Raw genomic sequence first — 18965 nt, 5'->3', positions numbered from 1 at the left:
TGTGAACCACTTAACATAGCGAGGCCGGTGTGGCCGTTAGTCTGTTGTCATGTTCATTACGCAGGTACGCTTTCATGACCGGTCAATTTCATCCATGCGCCGATACCCAGCCTGGCCTTGCCCTCTGGGGCGGGCTCGAATGCACGGTTAATCGCGTACGCGATGACTACTTCAGCCAGATGGACCGCAACGGCCACGCCGGCCGCTTGCAAGATATTGAACGTTTTGCATCGCTCGGCATCCAGGCGATCCGTTATCCGGTGCTGTGGGAGCGCACGGCGCCCGATGGCATCGAGACAGCCGACTGGTCGTGGGCCGACGAGCGCCTGCCAGCGCTGCGCGACCTCGGCGTTCATCCGATCGTCGGGCTGATCCACCACGGCAGCGGCCCGCGCCATACGAGCCTGATCGATCCCGCCTTCCCCGACCTGCTGGCCGAGTATGCCGGCGCCGTGGCGGCGCGCTATCCGTGGGTCGAGCATTACACGCCCGTCAACGAAATTTGCACCACCGCGCGCTTTTCGGGCCTGGCCGGCGTCTGGTTCCCGCATGGCGACGACGAAGCCACGTTCATCCGCGCCCTGCTGAACCAGTGCCGCGCGACGGTGCTGTCGATGCGCGCGATCCGCGCCGTCAATCCGAACGCCAGGCTGGTGCAGACCGACGATTTGTCCAAGACCTACGGCACGCCCGAGATGCAGGACGTCGCCAATTACTTCAACGAGCGCCGCTGGCTGGCCTGGGATCTCTTGTGCGGCATGGTCGACACGCATCACAAGCTGTGGGACTACCTGCTTGAATCGGGCGCCAGCGTCGATGAACTGCGCTGGTTCCGCGACAACCCGTGTCCGCCCGACGTGATCGGCGTAAATTACTACGTCACCAGCGAGCGCTGGCTCGACCATCGCCCCGAACGCTATCCCGAAAGCCACCGCCATGTGTATCGGGGCGTGGCACACGCCGATATCGAGGCGCCGCGCGCACTGGCCACGCCCACGCCCGGCATCGCCCCGCTGCTGCTGGAAACCTGGGAGCGCTACGGCTTGCCGATCGCGATCACCGAGGCGCACATCGACGCCAACCGCGAAGACCAGCTGCGCTGGCTCGTCGAAATCTGGAACGCTGCCCTGAAGGCGCGCCAGCAGGGCGCCGACATCCGCGCGGTCACCGTCTGGGCGCTGCTTGGCTCGTTCGACTGGAACTGCCTGGTCACCGAATGCCGCGGCTATTACGAGCCGGGGCCGTTCGACGTGCGCTCGGCCACGCCCCGCCCCACCGCGCTGGCGACCCTGATGCGCGAGCTGGCCAGCAAGCGCGCGCTGTCAAACCCCGTGCTGCAGGGCGAAGGCTGGTGGCGCCGCCCGGGCCGCTTCTGGTGCAAGCCGGTGGCCACCCGTACGGCAGTGGCCGACATCGCCGTGCGCAGCCAGTTCAAGTCCGGGCCCGTGCAGCCGATCCTGATCAGCGGCGCCACCGGCACGCTTGGCGCGGCCTTCAAGCACATCTGCGAACGCCGCAACCTGGCTTGCCACGTGCTCACGCGGCAAGAGATGGACATCGCCGATCCGGCCTCGGTGGACGCGGCAATCGTGCGCTTCAAGCCGTGGGCGATCATCAACGCGGGCGGCTTCGTGCGGGTCGACGAGGCAGAATCCGACATCGACCGCTGCATGCGCGAAAACACGCTCGGCCCCACCATCCTGGCGCTGGCCTGCATGCGCCACGCCCTGCGCTTCATGACGTTTTCGAGCGACCTGGTGTTCGACGGCGCCAAGGAGGCGCCGTATGTCGAATCCGATGCGGCCTGCCCGCTCGGCGTCTACGGGCGCAGCAAGTTCGACGCCGAAACCCGCGTACTCGATGCCGACCAGGGGGCGCTCGTGATCCGCACCAGCGCATTTTTCGGACCGTGGGACCGGCACAATTTTGTCACCCAGGCGTTGGGCGCGCTGGGCAATGGCCAGCCGTTCCAGGCTGCAGGCGACATGACGGTTTCGCCGACCTATGTGCCGGATCTGGTAAATGTGTCGCTCGACCTGTTGATCGACCGCGAACGCGGTATCTGGCACCTGACCAATGGCGACGCGGTGAGCTGGGCCGAGCTGGCGCGGCGCGCGTGTGCGGCAGCGGGGCTGTCGTCGGAAGGGTTGCAAGAGGTGGCAGGCGCCACGTTCGGCTACCCGGCGCGGCGGCCGGTGTTCAGTGCGCTGGGCAGCGAGCGCGCGCTGTTGTTGCCGTCATTGGATGATGCGCTGCGACGGTATGTCGAGGCGGTGCAGGAAGACGCTGGCGGCGTGGGGATCGGGCTGGCGGGGGTAGCGGCGCATTACGCGCGGTGAAGACTGCGTCAGCCACCAGCGTGAAAACCGTCGTACCCGCGGAAGCGGGTACCCAAGGTATTAAGCTCAGCCACTACGTTCAGCGCTCGTGGCAGCGCATGAGACTTGGGTACCCGCCTCCGCGGGTACGACGTATTGAAGCAGCGGGCCAGGAACGTTATTTCGTCTCCGCCGTAAACTGCAGATAGTACAAATTCGCGTACATGCCCTTCCTGGCCAGCAGCTCGTCGTGCGTACCCTGTTCCACGATGCGCCCTGCTTCCATCACCACGATCCGGTCGGCCCGCTCGATCGTCGACAGGCGGTGCGCGATCACGATCGTCGTGCGCCCGGCCATCAAGGTGTCGAGCGCCGCCTGCACCGCGCGTTCGCTTTCGTTGTCGAGCGCCGACGTGGCTTCGTCCAGGATCAGCAGCGGCGCGTCCTTGTAGATCGCGCGCGCGATCGCCACGCGCTGGCGCTGGCCACCCGACAGGCGCGAACCGTTTTCGCCGATACGCGTGTCGATGCCGTCCGGCAGGCGCGCCACCACGTCCGTCAGGTGCGCCGCGCGGATCGCGCCGGCCAGGCGCTCGTAGTCGATCTGCTCGGCCCCGTAGGCGATGTTCGCCGCCAGCGTGTCGTCGAACAGCACCACGTTCTGGCTCACCATCGCCAATTGGCTGCGCAGCGAGGCGAGCTTGATATCAAGGTACGGCACCCCGTCGAGCAGCAGGCGCCCACCCTGCGGATCGTAAAAGCGCGTGACCAGGTTCACGAAGGTCGACTTGCCGCCGCCGGAGACACCCACCAGCGCCACCGTCTGCCCCGGCAACACCTCGAGCGAGACGCCGTCGAGGGCGGGACTGGCTGCGTTCGGATACTGGAACACCACGTTGTCGAGCACCAGGTGACCATTGGCGCGGCCCAGTTCACGGCTGCCGGTATCGACTTCAGGTTCGGCGTCGATGATGCCGAACACTGTCTCGGCGGCCGACATCCCGCGCTGCATCGGGCCGTTCACTTCGGCCAGCGATTTCAGGGGCGTGAGCAGCATCAGCATCATGGTGACGAACTGCGTGAATTCGCCGACCGTCATGTCGGCCTGCATCGCCAGCACGACCACCAGCGACAGCGCCAGCGAGGTGGCGATCTGGGTCACCGGCGTGGTGGCGGCAAAGGCCACCGTCATGCGCTGCGAGAAGCCGCGCAGCGCGACGCTGCGTTGGTGGAAGCGGCGCGTTTCATACGCTTCACCGGCGAACACGCGGATCACCTGGTGACCGCGCGCGGCTTCCTCGACCACGCCGGTCATTTCGGCGGTGACGCGCTGGCTTTCGCGATTGAGGTTGCGCAGGCGCTTGGTGGTGGTGCGCACGATGACGGCCGTCAGCGGGATCACGACGATGGCGATCAGGGTAAGTTTCCAGTTCAGGTACAGCAGGCTGCCCAAGAGGCCAATCACCACCAGCACGTCGCGCACGCAGGCCACGAACACCGACTGGATCATGTCGACCACCTGGCGCACATCGTTGACGACCGTGTTGATGATCTTGCCGGTGGATTCGTCCTGGTAGCGCGCGACGGGCAGGCGCAGCACCCGCTCGAAGGCCATGGCGCGCATGTCGTTCAGTACGCGCGAGAGCACCCAGTTGTTGAAATAGGCGGTGCCGAACGTGCCGATCCCGCGCAGCACGAAGATCGACACCAGCACGGCGGGAATCAGCCACAGGCTGAACGACACCCGTTCTTCGAATCCGCGGTCGAACAGCAGCTGCATCGCCTTGGCCAGCAGCGGCTGCGTCGCGGCAGTGATCGCCATCGACAGCAGCGCCAGCGCCGCGCGCGATTTATACGGTTTGACGAGCGCCAGCAGGCGCCGCACGATGTCCTTAGTTTCCAATTTGTTCCACCTTGTTGTCACGCTGCGTTGCAAGCGTCGCAGCAGTCGCCTGGCGCGTCTTCGCGACCAGGCATAGTCCCATCAGCAGGAACACCATCAGCGCATAGAACATGCTGCCCTTCAGCGACCAGAAAATCACTTCGGTCAGGCCGAAGCTGAAATAACACAGCACCACCAGCATGCCCGCCAGCGCCGGTGCGAACTGCGGCAGGCCGACGCCGCGCGCATGTGCCTGGGCCTGCGCACCGCGGCCGAGCTGGCGCGCGAAGAACACGAATGGCGCGCCCAGGATGCCGATCCAGGCCAGCAGCCCGAACACGCCGCCGGTGGCCAGCGCCTGCAGCGCGTCATTATGAAGGTGTTCGAGCGACAGGATCGCCGGATCGAGCTTGCCCTGCTCGACCATGTTGCGAATTTCGGCGCGCAGCGTGTGGCGGTCAAGGCCGAACAGCGGGCGCTGTTCGATCAGGATCGCCGCGCCCTTCCACAACTCGAGCCGGGTGCCGACATTGGTGTACACATTGCCGCCATCGACCCAGGTCTGGACGTCGGCCACGCCCTCCAGCGCGCGCTCCTGCATGCCGGTGGCCGGCACGAAGAACGCGGCGCCGATCAGCGCGAAGCTCCCGGCCAGCAGCAGGCGCAGCTTGCGGCTGCGCAGCAGCTGGGCATAGCTGAGAAACAGCACGGCGGCCAGCGCCAGCGCGATCCAGCTGCCGCGCGTGCCGGTGAGCATGCAGGCAGCCAGGCCGGCCAGCGCCCCCAGGCCCGTCAGCGCGGCCTTGCCTGCATGGTGGCGATAATCGACTGCCGCCGCCAGCGCCACCAGGCCCAGGCACAGCGCCAGGTCGCCGAACGTAATCGCATTGAGAAAGCCGCCCGGACGTTCGATGCCCATGGCGATGCGTTGCCAGGCCACGAACGGCAGCGCCGCGATCGCGCCCGCGACCACGCCCCACCACAGCGCCGCGGCGCGCGGCCGGGCCAGCACGACGAGCGCCATGCAGCTCATGCCAAACAGCATGCGCGACGGTTTGTCGAGGGAATCCAGGCCCGCCTCGGGACGCAGCACCATCGCCGCCACGGCCAGCGCGAACTGGAACACGAAGGCGGCGAGCACCCAGCGGATCTCGTGCCAGTACGGCGCAATGGCTGCCCACGCCTTGCGCGGCACGCACAGGGCGGTGAGCAGGAACAGGAGGCTGGAAAAACCGATGCCGGATGGCGTGGTCAGACTAATCAGGGGAAACAGGAACATCTGGAAGCCGATCCACAATTGCAGCGGCTCCCGGGGCATCATCGACGTATTGTTCATTCTTGTTCTTGTGGGATATTCTTGCAACCTGGAGAGCATTTGTATCGGACACCATGCAGCAAGCACAGACAATGTCGGTCGTGATCACCACGTACAACCGGCCCGACGCACTGGCGGCGGTGTTGGCAGCCTGTTTCTTACAGGACGACAAGAATTTTGAAATCATTATCGCTGATGACGGCTCGACTGCCAACACGCGGGACTGCGTCGCGCGGCTGGCGGCAGGCGCCCCGGTGCCCGTGAAACACGTGTGGCAACCGGACGACGGCTTTCGCGCCGCCATGGCCCGCAACCGCGGCACGCTGGCGGCAACAGGCGACTATATCATCTTCCTCGATGGCGACTGCGTGCCGCAGCGTGACTTCATCGCCCGCCACCGCGCGCTGGCCCAGCCGGGTTTCCTGGTCTCGGGCAGCCGCATCCTGCTCAGCCAGGCCTTGACCGAGCGCGCGCTGCGGGACGGCATCGACGTGGCTGGCCTGGGCGTGCTGGAGCGCCTGCGCCTGCGCCTGTCCGGCGACCTGAACAAGGTGCTGCAGACGATGCTGCGCTGGCCCGACGTCGGACGCGTACGGCGCAAGTTCAGCTGGCGCCGCATCAAGAGCTGCAATCTGGCGGTGTGGAAGCAGGATCTGATGGCGGTGAACGGCTTCGACGAAAGCTTCACCGGCTGGGGCCATGAAGATTCGGATCTGGTGGTGCGCCTGTTTCACGCCGGCGTGATGCGCAAGGATGGGGCGATGGCCACCGAGGTGCTGCACCTGTGGCATCGCGAGGCCGAGCGCGACCAGGAATCAAGTAACCGGCGCATCGTGCTCGAACGCGCGGCGAACGGGACGACGCAGGCGGCGGTGGGCCTGCGCGAACACAACGCCGGCTGAGATGCGCTGACAACAGCGCGTAAAAAAACCCCGGCGCCTTGCGGTACCGGGGTTGTTTGTGGCCTGGATCGCCAGACGGTTGAGACGTTAGATTGCGTCGCCAAATATCACTTCGTGGCCATACGCGCTCATGTAAGGCACTTGCCCAACCAGCTCGATCACGTAATCGGACTCGTCGATGGCGGCGTTGCCCGTATCGACCACAAGGTAGGTACGCTGGTTGCTGAACTCGACGACCAGCGCCGCATTGCTCGCGCCGAGAGCCATGGACTGGTAGGCTGAGTCGAGCGCACCGATCAGGTCTTGCACGCTGCCCGATTGCGGCGCCGTGGCATTGTAAATCGTGCCTGCGTTGAGCACTTCATTGTCAAACACCAGGGTTTGCGGTGTATAGGCGTAACCGAGGTCATCGAACACGATGACGTCCGTCTCGGCGGCGGTCGAGTCTCCAGGGGTGAAGAGCACCCTGTTTTGACCAAATGCGACCATCACCCGGTCCGCGCCAGTTCCACCGACAAGCGTGTTGACGCCGTTGCCGCCGATGAGCAGATCGTTCCCATCCTCGCCAACCAGCATGTCGTCTCCTTCGCCGCCATACAGGATATCGTTGCCGAGACCGCCCGCGATCGCATCGTTGCCGTCAAAGCCCCAGAAGGTGGCATCGTTACTGGCACCAGTCGGCATCATGATCTCGTCACCAGCCGTCCCGAACCGATAGATCATGGCATCGGCCTCGACGATGGTCTGATTGGACGCGGTCTCGAGCCTCAGTGAGCCGAGCACGTCGGTTCCCTGCGCGCCGACCATGAATGGCGTGCCGGCTACCACGGCGGACTGACCGTTGACGTCGAGCAGCGGCAGTGCACTGTTGTCGAGGTACAGCTTGCCGCTGACCGGACTGGTCACCAGCAGTCCTTCCGCCGTTACCTGGGCGCTCAGCGTCTGCACCACATCCGTATACGAACCATCGACCTTGACGCTGGCCAGGTTGCTTACATTGCCGGCCAGATCGGTCACGCGCAGGACGAACGTCGGATCCGACTGGCTCAGGTTCATGTTTGCCAGCGTGATGGTGCCGGCCGTGACGTCGGTGACGACGCTTGCGCCGCTGATCCATTTTCCGCCGTCAATCTGGTATTCGATCGTGTCGGTGGCGCCCAGGCTACCGGTGAAGCCGAAGGTCACATCCGCGTGGTCGCTGTTGACCACGGTTGACTGGCCGGTTGCACCGCTGACAGCTTTGAAGGCCAGCGTCGGTGCCAGGGTATCGAGCGTGAAATGCACCTTGCCCTCGTCGCTGACGTTGCCGGCCGCATCGGACTGGCGGATCACGATCGTGTGCTCGCCATCGCCCTGCACGCCCATCCAGCTGGCACGTCCCAGTTGATCGGAACCCCAGCCGTTTTGCCAGATGCCGCCATTGTGCGAGAACTGCCACGTGCTGCCTGGCGTCTTGTCCAGGTTACTGAACAGGATCTGGCTGTTGGACGTGATGTTGTCGATCGAGCTGATCCCGGTATCGGCCCACAAGCCCACCTTCGGCGCCGCCGGCGCGGTTGTGTCGACCGTGATGCTCAGGCTCGAGCTGCTGCTGATGTTGCCGGCCCGGTCGGTCTGCCGCACAAACACGGTGGTCACGCCTTCACCGGCCTCGGGCGCGGTGGTGGTCCAGTTGTTCTTGCCGTCCAGGCTGTACTCGGCGTAGGCGCCGGCCTCGACGCCGATCGTCTTGTAGGCGCCTTTGCCCGTGGCCGCATCGAGTGCGAGCGTCGGCGCCGCCACGGTGGTGTCGAGAACGATCTGCTGGCTACCGAGCGCAGCGGTGTTGCCGGCCGCATCGATAGCGCGCAGCGCGATCGTGGTGACGCGATCGCCACTGTTGTCTGCAGCCAGCACACCACCCCGCAGATCGACGCCCGCGACGGTGATCGCGCCGGTGGATGCATCGACCGACATGCCGTTGCCGCTCCAGCTCAAGCCATCGAGGCTGTATTGCACGTGCTCGCCGGCGGCCAGCGCCGCGCCCTTGTACGAGAAGTCAACCGCCACCACGTCGACGTTGGTGACTTCGTCGGGCGTGATGTCACGGCCGCTTTGCGAGACCTTGTCGAAGCTCACGCTGCCAACATCCGGTGCGACATCGTCGAACACGATGGCGTGGCTGAACGTTGCGCCCTGATTGCCGGCAGCATCGGTCACGCGCAGCGTCAGGATCGGCGACGTGACGGTCGCCACGTCGCCAATGGTGACGAGGGACTCGGTGACCTTCACGCCCTGTTGCGACCAGGTCGCGCCGGCATTGAGCGAATACTCGACAAATTCGCCGCGCGCCAGGGCCGCCGACAAGGTCGCGCTGACGGTCGCGCTGGCCTGGTTGGTGGCCAGCGGCGCGTTCGTGCCTTCAGCGATCGCACCCGCGCCGCCACTCTGGCTGATGGTGGTGAACGTGAACGACTGGAGCGGTGCATCGACATCGACGGCCGGTGCGTTGTCGATCGGCAGGGCCTGGAAGGCCTTGCCGGCCAGCGCATTGCCGGCGCGGTCGAGGATGATGCCGGTGAATGGGTTGGTCGCCGCCACTTTCAGGCCGTTCGACGTTTCGCCCGCCTGCGGCGTGTAGGTGAAGACCAGCTTGGTGCTGCCGCTGCCGCCGCCATACACGGCGCTGCCGCCGTTGGCGAAGTGAATCGCCGCGCCCGGCTCCACGGTCACCTTGTCATCGAACGTCACGACCAGCTCGATCGTGTCCTTGGCCGACAGCGTGCCGTCGTTCGCGTCGAAAGCGATGCTCTGGATGACTGGCGCCGTCTGGTCGATGGTGATCGTGGCAGCCTCGGTGTACGCGATATTGCCGGCGACGTCACTGATGACGGCGCGATAGTCGTGTGCGCCTTCGGCGACGTGATCGACGAGCGCGGTGTCGAGGGTTTGCCAGGTGCCGGTCTTGTCGTCCCGCATCTGGTAATGGATCGTGGCGCCCTCTTCGGCGCCGACGACCTTGAGCGTGAAGGTGTCACGATTGGTGACCGGGTCGGCCAGCGTCGGGTCCAGGTCTGGCGCGACGAATTGCAGCGCGCCGGCAGTTGGGGCAGCGTCATCGACCGTCACTTGCAGCTTGTCGGTGGTCACGCCAAGTTGCTTGAGCATGTCGAACTCGAGCATCGAGAGCTTTTCGGCGATGTTTACCATCTTGGCCGACAGCAGCAGTTGTTCGACATTCTTGTTCAGGGTACGCTCGAGCGGCGTACCGCTGAAGAACACGTTCTTGCTGTCGACCAGCTTGTAAGCGGTGTCTGGCGAGTTCGGGGCGACCTTTTCGATCTGGGCGACGGTGCCGGAGAGCGTGACCAGGCCGGTGTAGCCATTCAGCTTGACGGCATCGATCGCGTCGATGGCAGGCAGCGGAAATTTGGTGCCGTTATAGGCAACGGTGTGGCCGGTCAGGTCGACCACGACGTCATACTGGGCGTTGCCCGAGATGGTCAAGGCGCCGTCGCCAACCAGCAGCTTGACCGTGGGCGCCGGCGCAGAGTCGCCAGCCGGTGGATAGACGACGTCGATCGCGGCATCGAGGCCGCCCTTGCCCAGTGCTTCGACCACATCCTGCAGCGTGGCGCGCACCGGCATCACCTCGAGCACCTTGTTCATGCCGCCGCCGCGCAGCAGCGCGTCGAGCGTGACAGGATTGCCGGCCGCCGTGACGGCCACGTCGATCAGCGCATGGAACAGGCCTTCCGGTTCGGCGCGGCCGCGCGGAGTGGCGAACAGCGCCGCCAGGTCGCTTTGCGTGCCGATCGCAGCGATCACGGCCGGCGTATCGTGCGCAATATTGACCAGTGTCTGGGCCTTCTTAACCATCGCGGCGATATCGCCCTGGCTGGTATCGGCATTGATCGCCGCGAGCAGCACGCGCGAGGCTTCGACTGCCGCATAGCCGGTGTACTTGACCTGCTCCGAGAGCACGCTTGCGGTGAAGTCCTGGGCTGCCTGCTGGCGCAAGCTCGACAACGTTGCATCAAGGCCTTGGGCGCCTTGCAGGATGTTGAGCGTGACGTTGGCCAGCGTGGTGCGGCCGCTGTCGACTGCCTCGCTCCAGAACGCCAGGCCTGCCGCATCCGGTGCGCGACCGAACAGTTGCTGGTAAACGTCCGTGACGCGCTGGGCGGTGGTGTCCGCGCCGAAGCGCACGGTGGCTTCTTCCGAAACGGCAAAGGCGCTGGCGATCGCGCCAAAATTACCACCGGCCTGTTCGAGCTGATTTGTCCAGAACGCCAGGCCTTCGGGATCGGCAGGACGGCCATAGTAGGAAAAATAGAAGGAGTGAACTGCCGATTCGTACGTGGTGATCAATTTAAATTCTCGTTAAAGAGTTACTTGGGAAAAAGATTCTGAACAAGTATATCCACGAGGAAATAAATTGGATGTATTTACATATTGTTTTTGACAACGTTTTGTTGGATTAAAAGCACAGATTTAGCGACGAATAGCCAATCGATGCCATCAAATTGCAAACTTTGTAAGATATCCGTTGTCGATTTAGTATTCGACTGCCACGTCCTTCGCCCCCAGCGTCAGTTCCAGCGCCTGCTTGAGCGTATCCGACGGCGCCACGCGCCACTCGTCCCCCAGCTGCACCACGAACGGGATATCCTGCGTCTGCAGCCGCAGACTCACCGGCATGCCGTCATGCACCCGGTGCGGCTGCAAGATCTCGGCCAGCCTGGCCGGGTTGACCGATTTGTCCAGGTCCATTTCGAGCTTGTGCCCGTACTGGATGCGCGCCGTGGCCAGGTCGAACACTTTCTCGGCCGTGATGCGCAGGCCGCCGTTGAAGCGGTCTTCGGATACCTTGCCCACCACGAGCAAAAATTCGTCTTCCTTGAACGCGTTCTTGTTCGCCTCGAACACCTCGCTGTAGACCGTCACTTCATGCACGGCGGTCTTGTCGTCCAGCGCCACGATCAGGATCTTGCCGCGCTGCGTCATCTGGGTGCGGATCCCGGAGATCACGCCGCACATCATGCGCGGGTCGCGCGACGGCTCGAGATCTTTCATCTTCGTTTTGGCAAAGCGCCGCACTTCCTGCGCGTACGAGTCGAACATATGGCCCGACAGGTAGTAGCCCAGCGCGATCTTTTCTTCGGACAGCTTCTGGCGGTCGGTCCACGGCAAGGCCTTGACGTACTCGGGGGGCGCGACCAGATCCGCATCGTCGCCACCGAACAGGCTGACCTGGTTGATGGCCGCCGCCGCCTGTCCCGCCGCTTCCATCGCGAACGAGACCGACGCCAGCAGCACGGAGCGATCGACGCCAAACGCGTCCATCGCGCCGGCGCGGATCAGCGATTCGATCGTGCGGCGGTTGATCTGCTTGCGATCGACACGATTGCAGAAGTCGAACAGGTCCTTGAACTTGCCGCCCGCCGTGCGTGCCGCGACGATCGCTTCGATCGCGCCCTGCCCCGCGCCTTTCACGCCACCCAGGCCGTAACGGATATTGGTGACCTGCTTGCCGGTTTTGGAGCGCGCCTCGCCATCGGGCGTGAAGCGGAACTGCGATTCGTTCACGTCCGGCGGCAGGATGGTGAGTTTGCAGACTTCTTTCGCATCCTCGACCAGGATCTTGATCTTCTCGGTGTCTTCCATCGCCAGCGACATATTGGCTGCCATGAACGCGGCGGTGTGGTGCACCTTGAGGTACGCCGTGTGGTACGACAGCAGCGCGTAGGCGGCGGCGTGCGACTTGTTGAAGCCGTAGCCCGCGAACTTTTCCATCAAGTCGAAGATCTCGTCGGCCTTGGCGGTGGTGAGGCCATCCTTGGCGGCGCCGGCGCGGAAGATCTCGCGGTGCTCGGCCATCTCTTCGGCCTTCTTCTTGCCCATCGCGCGGCGCAGCATGTCGGCGCCGCCCAGCGAATAGCCGCCCACGATCTGCGCCATCTGCATCACCTGCTCCTGATAGACCATGATGCCGTAGGTCTCGGACAGGATGGACTCGGTGCGCGGATCGGGATAGTCGAACTTTTCGCCGTGCTTGCGCTTGCAGAAGTCGGGGATCAGGTCCATTGGGCCCGGCCGGTACAGCGCCACCAGCGCGATGATGTCCTCGAAGCGGTCGGGCCGCGCATCCTTGAGCATGCCCTGCATGCCGCGCGACTCCAGCTGGAAGATCGCGACGGTCTTGGCGTCACTGAGCAACTTGTACGACAGCCGGTCATCGAGCGCCAGCTTGGCCAGGTCGAATTCGCTCTCGGCCGGATCGAGTTCCTTGATGTACTTGACCGCGCGGTCGAGGATCGTCAGCGTGGTCAGGCCCAAAAAGTCGAACTTGACCAGGCCCACGGCTTCCACGTCGTCCTTGTCGTACTGCGAGACCACGCCGGTATCGCCGCCCTGCGTGTAGAGCGGACAGAAGTCGGTGAGTTTGCCCGGCGCGATCAGCACGCCACCGGCGTGCATGCCGATATTGCGGGTGATGCCTTCGACCTTCTGCGCCAGTTCGAGCAGCGTCTTGACCTCTTCTTCGTTCTCGAGGCGCTCCTTGAGCATCGGCTCTTCTTCGATCGCTTCGGCAATCGACACCTGCTTGCCCGGCTTGAACGGAATCAGCTTGGAAATGCCGTCGCAGAAGTTGTAGCCGAAGTCGAGCACGCGCCCGACGTCACGGATCGCGCCCTTGGCCGCCATCGTGCCGAACGTAGCGATCTGCGATACCGCGTCACGCCCGTACAGGTCCTTCACGTGCTGGATCACCAGCTCGCGCTTTTCCTGGCAAAAGTCGATGTCGAAGTCGGGCATCGAGACGCGTTCGGGATTCAAAAAACGCTCGAACAGCAGGTTGTACTTGAGCGGATCGAGGTCGGTGATCTTGAGCGCATAGGCCACCAGCGAACCGGCGCCGGAACCGCGGCCCGGGCCGATCGGCACGTCGTTGTTCTTGCCCCACTGGATGAACTCGGCCACGATCAAAAAGTAGCCGGGAAACTTCATGTTGATGATCGTTTGATTCTCGAAGTCGAGGCGCGCTTCGTAGCGCGGGCGCTCGCGTTCGCGTTCGACCTCGTTCGGGTACAGCTGCAGCAGGCGGTCTTCCAGGCCCTTTTTGGTTTCGGCGATCAAGAATTCGTCGATCGTCATGCCCGGCGTGGGGAAGTTCGGCAGTTGCGGTTTGCCCAGCGTGAGCGTGACGTTGCAGCGCTTGGCGATTTCAACGGAGTTGGCGAGCGCGCCCGGCAAGTCCTTGAACAGCTCGCCCATTTCGGCCTGCGTTTTGAAGCACATGTTCTCGTTGAAGCGGCGCACGCGCTTGGCGTTGGCCAGCATCTCGCCTTCGGCGATGCAGACACGCGCTTCGTGCGCGATGTATTCGTCCTTGTCGAGGAACTGCACCGGGTGCGTGGCCACCACCGGCAGCCCGAGGCGGCCGGCCAGCGCCACCGAATGACGCACCTGCTGCTCTTGGTTGGGCTGGCCGGCGCGCTGGATCTCGATATAGAAGTGGCCCGGGAATACGCGTGCCCAGCGCGCGGCGTTGGCTTCGGCGCGGGCGATGTCGCCGTTCTCGATGGCCTGGCCGATGTCGCCGAAGTGCGCGCCAGAGAGCACGATCAGGCCATTGGCCTGCGATTGCTCGGGGTGCAGCGTGGACGTGGACGTGGCCAGCGCTTCGAGCCATTCGGCGCGCAGTTCGGCGCGGCCCTTGTGCTGGTTGGTCAGCCAGGCGCGCGCCAGCAGGTCGCACAGCTGCAGGTAGCCGGTGTGGTTCTTGGCCAGGATCAGCAGGCGGTGCGGCTTGTCGCGGTTGTCGTCATTGGAAATCCAGGCATCGACCCCGACGATCGGCTTGACGCCCTTGCCGCGCGCCTCTTTGTAGAAACGCACCAGGCAGAACGTGTTGGCCAGGTCGGTCACGGCCAGCGCCGGCTGCGCGTCCTTGACCGCCGCCTTGACCAGCTCGTCAATACGGACCAGGCCGTCGACGATGGAGTATTCGGAGTGGATGCGCAGGTGGGTGAAGGTCGGGGAAGTCATCCCGCCATTTTACCGCGCCCGGGCCTCCCGCGGCGGGGCCGGCAGAACCTGCGCAAGGCGCGCCAGGAAGACCAGCGTCGCAGCCAGCGTAGCTGATCGGCCTGTATTGCCGAGCAAAACGCCCCTGCTGACGAGCCCTATCCGGCCACGCCCAGCGCCTGCAGCACCGGCAGGCGTGCGGTCTCGAACGACTGCGCCTGGCCGCGCAGCATGTCGGTCTGCTGGGCGTCGTCCAGCACCGGCTGGCCATCCTTCATGATGCGCTGGCCCTGCGCCTGCAGCGCACCGCCGGCGAAGTCGGCCAGGGCGTCGACGCCGGCCACGCCGAGGCTGCGCGCCAGTAAAAACAATTGGTCGATGCGACGCACCGGGAAGCCGCCGCCCGTCACCGGCGAGGCCAGGCAACCGACATCTTCGGCATAGCGCGCCAGCGCGCACAGGCGGGTATTGAGCAGCAGCGCGCGTGGACGAGCATGCGCAATCGCCTCGTCGGACTGGGCCGGGTGCAGGTTGCCGGCGCCGGCCAGGATCATGACCGCCTCGACGATGCGAGCCAGATTGGCGCCGTGCGGGGCCAGCGTGGTTTCGAGTTCGCCCAGGCTGTGCGGCCGGTGATCGGCCAGCGCGTCGAGGATCGGGCGGTAGACATTTTCGTGCAGGCTCGCCTCGCCCAGCGCGCCATTGACCTTGAGCTTGACGCTGGCGGCCGGCGTGGCCAGCACCACACGCATGGCGCGCAGGCGCTCGGTACGGTCCGCGGGCGCCAGCTGGCGTGCGCCGCGCACCCAGTAGTCGCGCCGGAACAGGCGGTTGACGACGAAGTCGCGCGCCGTTTCACGGAACCCCGCGTCCGGGATCGCGGCCAGCATGTCTTGCTGCGGCGCAGTCAGGTTGAGCATCGGCACGTGGTCGAGGAACTGGGCCGAGGTGGCGTAAGTGAGCCTGGCCCCTTCCATCCAGGTGCGCATCCGGGCGAACGGCATTGGCTGCCAGTCGCGGTTGAAGTATTCGTGCGCCAGGTAGCGCCGGTCCTGGCCGCGCAGGCGCTTGATGTGCTCGGCCACCTGCGGATTGACCTTGCCGTACAGCGCCCCGCCCGCGACCAGCGCGTCGACGAAATCGAGCGCGGCATCGATGCGCGCGACCGGGCCGATGCCGGGTGGATTGAGGGCGGCGTCGAAGCCGGCCATCAATTCGGTCAGCGGTCCCGTCGCGGCCCAGCCGGGCTGGGTGTTGTAGCTGACGTAGACGACGCCGCCCACCTTGAGCTTGCGCTCGATGAAGCTGGCGATCACGCTGCGGTTGGCGTCCGAAATCCAGCTCCAGATACCGTGCAGCGCGATGAAGTCGAACTGCGGCAGGTCATCGCGCTGGCAGTACGCCTCGAACGCTTCATCGGACAAATTGGCGGCCAGCGGCAAGTCCTGCGCCAGCTCGCGTGCAAAACCGACCTGGGCCGGATTGAAGTCGGTGCCATGCCAGGTGGCGTCGGCGGCGACCGCATGGATATTGATGCTCATGCCCTGACCGAAGCCAAGCTCGCAGGCGGTCTGGACGTCGGGCGGTACGATGCCCGCCTCCAGCAGGGCCAGCCGTGCACGCAGCGGGTTGAGTTCGGGATAGTAGCCGTAGGTATAGGCTAACTCGGTCATATAGCCTTCGGACCAATTGTGCATGGCGTTCCTGTCGTTGAGAGAGCGATGCGAGGCACTCTAGCACGACGTACCCCGGGCGCATACGAAGCACGCTGCACGACGAACCGGGCGCGCGGCGTTCGTTAACGTAAAAACGTCGTTCCCGCGAAGGCGGGAACCCAGGTTTGCATGCGCAACGCTCACGTTTGAGGTAAGCGGTGCGCTACGAACCTGGGTTCCAGCCAAGGCGCCCGGCGAGGGCTGGAACGACGGTCTTGGGCTAACTCAGGCAGCGCGCTGCCAGGGCAAATCAGCCGCGCTTGTTGCGACGGGTGAATGCCAGGCCGGCCAGGGCCAGACCCATCAGGGCGATGCTGCCTGGCTCTGGCACTTCGGTCACGCTCAGGTCGCTCACGGTCAGGGTCAGACCTTTATCCAGACCCAGGGTGCGAATGCCGATCGCGTCGAACGACGTCAGGCTCGAGTTGCCGCTGGTCGACAGATCGGCGCCGGTCAGCGACGATTTTTCGTCGGCCGTTGCATTGAGCCACATGTCGATACGGTTATAGACCGACGAACCCGCGCTCTTGTACAGGTTGGCGAAGATGTTGTAGGTCGTGCCAGCAACCAGCGAGCTGTTCGCCATGAATGGGCCGCTCTGGCCGATCGTGCGTGCGAACAGGTCATTGGTGCAGCTGCCGGTGCCGCAGTTGGCCTTGAAGCCGATATTTGGATTGAGGTAGCCGGCCGCCAGGTTGGCCGAGTTGCCGAACCACAGGCCCATGAAGTCGTTATTGTCGACCGCAGCGCCGGTGTACGTGAAATTGAAGTCGATCAGCACGCTGCCACTTGTGGCTGCCGACAGCACATTGGTGTACGCGGTATTGCTGTCCGAATTGAACGTCAGCGACGAAGGAATGGCAGCGGCCGAGGCGGCACCAGCGGTCAGCGAGAGGGCCAGCAGAGCGGTATTGCGGATCATTTTTATTTCCCTAATTAGATCGATATTTGAACACTACACCGCCGTATAAGCAAACTTGATGCCAGCCAATCTCATGCCATATGAATCAATGACTTACTTGATTCAGATCAATACCATGATGCAATAGTGTAAATGTATCCGACAAGCATGGAACGCTTCCCCTGTGGTTGGCGCGGCTGGCTGACTTATAATGTCGGCCTGTCCTGTCCACCGTTCGTTCTCCTTTACCGCCATGTCCTCCGCTCAACAGTACGTCAACATCGCCGCCTACAAATTCGTCACGCTCGAGGATCTGGAAACATTGCGTCCGCAATACCAGGATCTGTGCAACGAGCTTGCCCTGAAGGGCACGGTGCTGCTCACGCCGGAAGGCATCAATATGTTCTTGTCGGGCACCCGCGAACACATTGACACGTATCTGGACTGGGTCCGCAGCGACGCCCGCCTGGCCGACCTGACCTGGAAGGAAAGCCTGTCGACGGAACAGTCGCACAAGCGCATGCTGGTCAAGATCAAGAAAGAGATCATCACGATGCGCATGCCGCTGATCAAGCCAGAACTGGGCCGGGCGCCGGCGGTCGATCCCGTCACGCTCAAGCGCTGGCTCGACCAAGGGCATGACGATGACGGCGTCGAGGTCGTAATGATGGAAACGCGCAATGCCTTTGAAGTCGACGTTGGCACGTTCGAGAACACGCTCGACTACCGCATCGACAAGTTCACCGAGTTTCCCGAGGTAGCGGCGCAGCACCGGGATGAACTGACCGGCAAGACGGTCGTGACCTTCTGCACCGGCGGCATCCGCTGCGAAAAAGCGGCGATCCACATGAAAGAGATCGGCTACGAGCGCGTGTTCCAGCTCGAGGGTGGCATCTTGAAGTATTTCGAGGATGTGGGTGGCGCGCACTACACGGGCGACTGCTTCGTGTTCGATTACCGCACCGCCCTCAACCCCAAGCTTGAGCCGACCGAGACCGTGCAGTGCTTCGCCTGCCGCGCCGTGGTCACGCCGCGTCAGCAACTGGCGCCGAGCTATGTATATGGCGTGTCGTGCCCGCATTGTATCGGCAACTGCGGTACCAGCCAGGGGGCGACCGACCAGACAGCGGCCTGACTCAGGCCGCTGTGCAGCGTCAGAACACTGGCGCCGGCTCGATGTCGGTCTGGACACCGACCAGTTCAATATCAGCGCCGAACGTGTTCGCACCCAGGACCCGCGAAATCACCCAGTCCACCGCGCCGGTGCTCAGTGCGGCCGTGACCGTGGCCTGGTCCTTGATGGTTTCGAGGAAATCCTCGACCAGGTCGATCGCGGCATTGCCCGCGTAGGCGGCCTGCTCGTTCGGCAGGTCAAGGCGCTCGGTGAACAGTGCGGCCACGGCCACTTTGCCATCAAACACAATCTTGTCGTTGCCAACGGCGGCGGCGGAGATCTCGGCGACGACGTTGTCGATCGTAACGATGTTGCGGTTGAGCAGGTCGGTCCAGTAGTTCAGGCCGGCGGCGTCGGCGTCGCGGTTGAACAGGTTCTCGTACACCTCATCGACGATTTCGCGGTTGCTGTCGCCGACGTATTCGGCGCGGTATTCAGCCGAGGCGGCGAACGCGCGCGAGATGTCCTGCAGCGCGTTTGGATTGGTGTCGAGGACGCCGCTCCAGTAGGTCAAACCGGCAGCATCGGCTGGTCGGTTGAAGTAAGCAACGTAGAGTTGCTGGATGTCGATGGTATTTGCCATTGTTAAGCTCCATTGTGATCACTAATTAATTCGTGGATTCTACAATAGTCGAAATGGCAAGTGTAGAAAGACCTTTATAGCAATATGGTCATAGTGACAACTAGTGATTTTGGTCCAACGACCGGGAACGAAGAAGATGGTGACTTGGCCGCCGCCCGCTGGAAG

10 protein-coding genes are annotated in these 18965 nt (G+C 63.9%); 3 read left to right on the top strand and 7 right to left on the bottom strand.

Translation table 11 applies throughout. From position 1 onward, the window contains the following. The first annotated feature begins 74 nt into the window (after positions 1 to 74). A complete protein-coding gene (locus AB2N08_RS13480; RefSeq protein ID WP_367611164.1) occupies positions 75 to 2339 on the top strand; it encodes a family 1 glycosylhydrolase in 2265 nt (754 codons plus the stop codon). Between the two features lie 157 nt (positions 2340 to 2496). On the opposite strand, the gene msbA is transcribed toward AB2N08_RS13480, so the two are convergent. Both msbA and AB2N08_RS13470 read right to left on the bottom strand, forming a co-directional pair. Beyond that, positions 2497 to 4221: a lipid A export permease/ATP-binding protein MsbA gene (msbA, locus tag AB2N08_RS13475; RefSeq protein ID WP_367611163.1), complete on the bottom strand. Its 1725-nt coding sequence runs from the start codon at positions 4219 to 4221 to the stop codon at positions 2497 to 2499. Continuing rightward, positions 4211 to 5536 (bottom strand): O-antigen ligase family protein, encoded by a 1326-nt coding sequence (locus AB2N08_RS13470; protein WP_367611162.1) that lies wholly within the window; start codon positions 5534 to 5536, stop codon positions 4211 to 4213. Before AB2N08_RS13470 ends, msbA begins: the two co-directional genes overlap by 11 nt. A 53-nt stretch (positions 5537 to 5589) precedes the next feature. On the opposite strand from AB2N08_RS13470, the gene AB2N08_RS13465 reads away from it, so the two are divergent. Continuing rightward, complete coding sequence (locus AB2N08_RS13465) at positions 5590 to 6417, top strand: glycosyltransferase family 2 protein (RefSeq protein WP_367611161.1); 828 nt, start codon at positions 5590 to 5592, stop codon at positions 6415 to 6417. Between the two features lie 87 nt (positions 6418 to 6504). Here the strand turns inward: AB2N08_RS13465 and AB2N08_RS13460 are convergent, their stop codons facing one another. The 4 genes from AB2N08_RS13460 to AB2N08_RS13445 form a co-directional block, all read right to left on the bottom strand. After that, a complete protein-coding gene (locus tag AB2N08_RS13460; protein WP_367611160.1) occupies positions 6505 to 10767 on the bottom strand; it encodes an Ig-like domain-containing protein in 4263 nt (1420 codons plus the stop codon). Between the two features lie 186 nt (positions 10768 to 10953). After that, entirely contained in the window at positions 10954 to 14448 is a 3495-nt protein-coding gene (dnaE, locus tag AB2N08_RS13455; RefSeq protein ID WP_367611159.1) for a DNA polymerase III subunit alpha, read from the bottom strand. A 137-nt stretch (positions 14449 to 14585) separates the two neighbouring features. Then, positions 14586 to 16124, bottom strand: coding sequence for a methyltransferase regulatory domain-containing protein (locus AB2N08_RS13450; protein WP_367611158.1), 1539 nt, complete (start codon positions 16122 to 16124; stop codon positions 14586 to 14588). Positions 16125 to 16392: 268 nt separating this feature from the next. Then, positions 16393 to 17064 carry a PEP-CTERM sorting domain-containing protein gene (locus AB2N08_RS13445; RefSeq protein WP_367611157.1) on the bottom strand — a complete coding sequence of 224 codons (672 nt, stop codon included), beginning with the start codon at positions 17062 to 17064 and terminating at the stop codon, positions 16393 to 16395. Between the two features lie 232 nt (positions 17065 to 17296). On the opposite strand from AB2N08_RS13445, the gene AB2N08_RS13440 reads away from it, so the two are divergent. After that, the gene (locus tag AB2N08_RS13440; protein ID WP_367611156.1) at positions 17297 to 18178 is read left to right on the top strand and encodes a sulfurtransferase; all 882 of its coding nucleotides are present in this window, start codon (positions 17297 to 17299) and stop codon (positions 18176 to 18178) included. 19 nt (positions 18179 to 18197) lie between these two features. Here AB2N08_RS13440 and AB2N08_RS13435 read toward each other — a convergent pair whose 3' ends face one another. After that, the gene (locus AB2N08_RS13435; protein WP_367611155.1) at positions 18198 to 18800 is read right to left on the bottom strand and encodes a DUF4214 domain-containing protein; all 603 of its coding nucleotides are present in this window, start codon (positions 18798 to 18800) and stop codon (positions 18198 to 18200) included. Positions 18801 to 18965: the final 165 nt, after the last annotated feature.

The organism is Massilia aurea, assembly GCF_040790145.1.
Classification (GTDB): Bacteria; Pseudomonadota; Gammaproteobacteria; order Burkholderiales; family Burkholderiaceae_D; genus Telluria; species Telluria aurea_C.
Note: the sequence above shows the minus strand (reverse complement) of the source record. Positions and strands in the feature narration are given on the sequence as shown.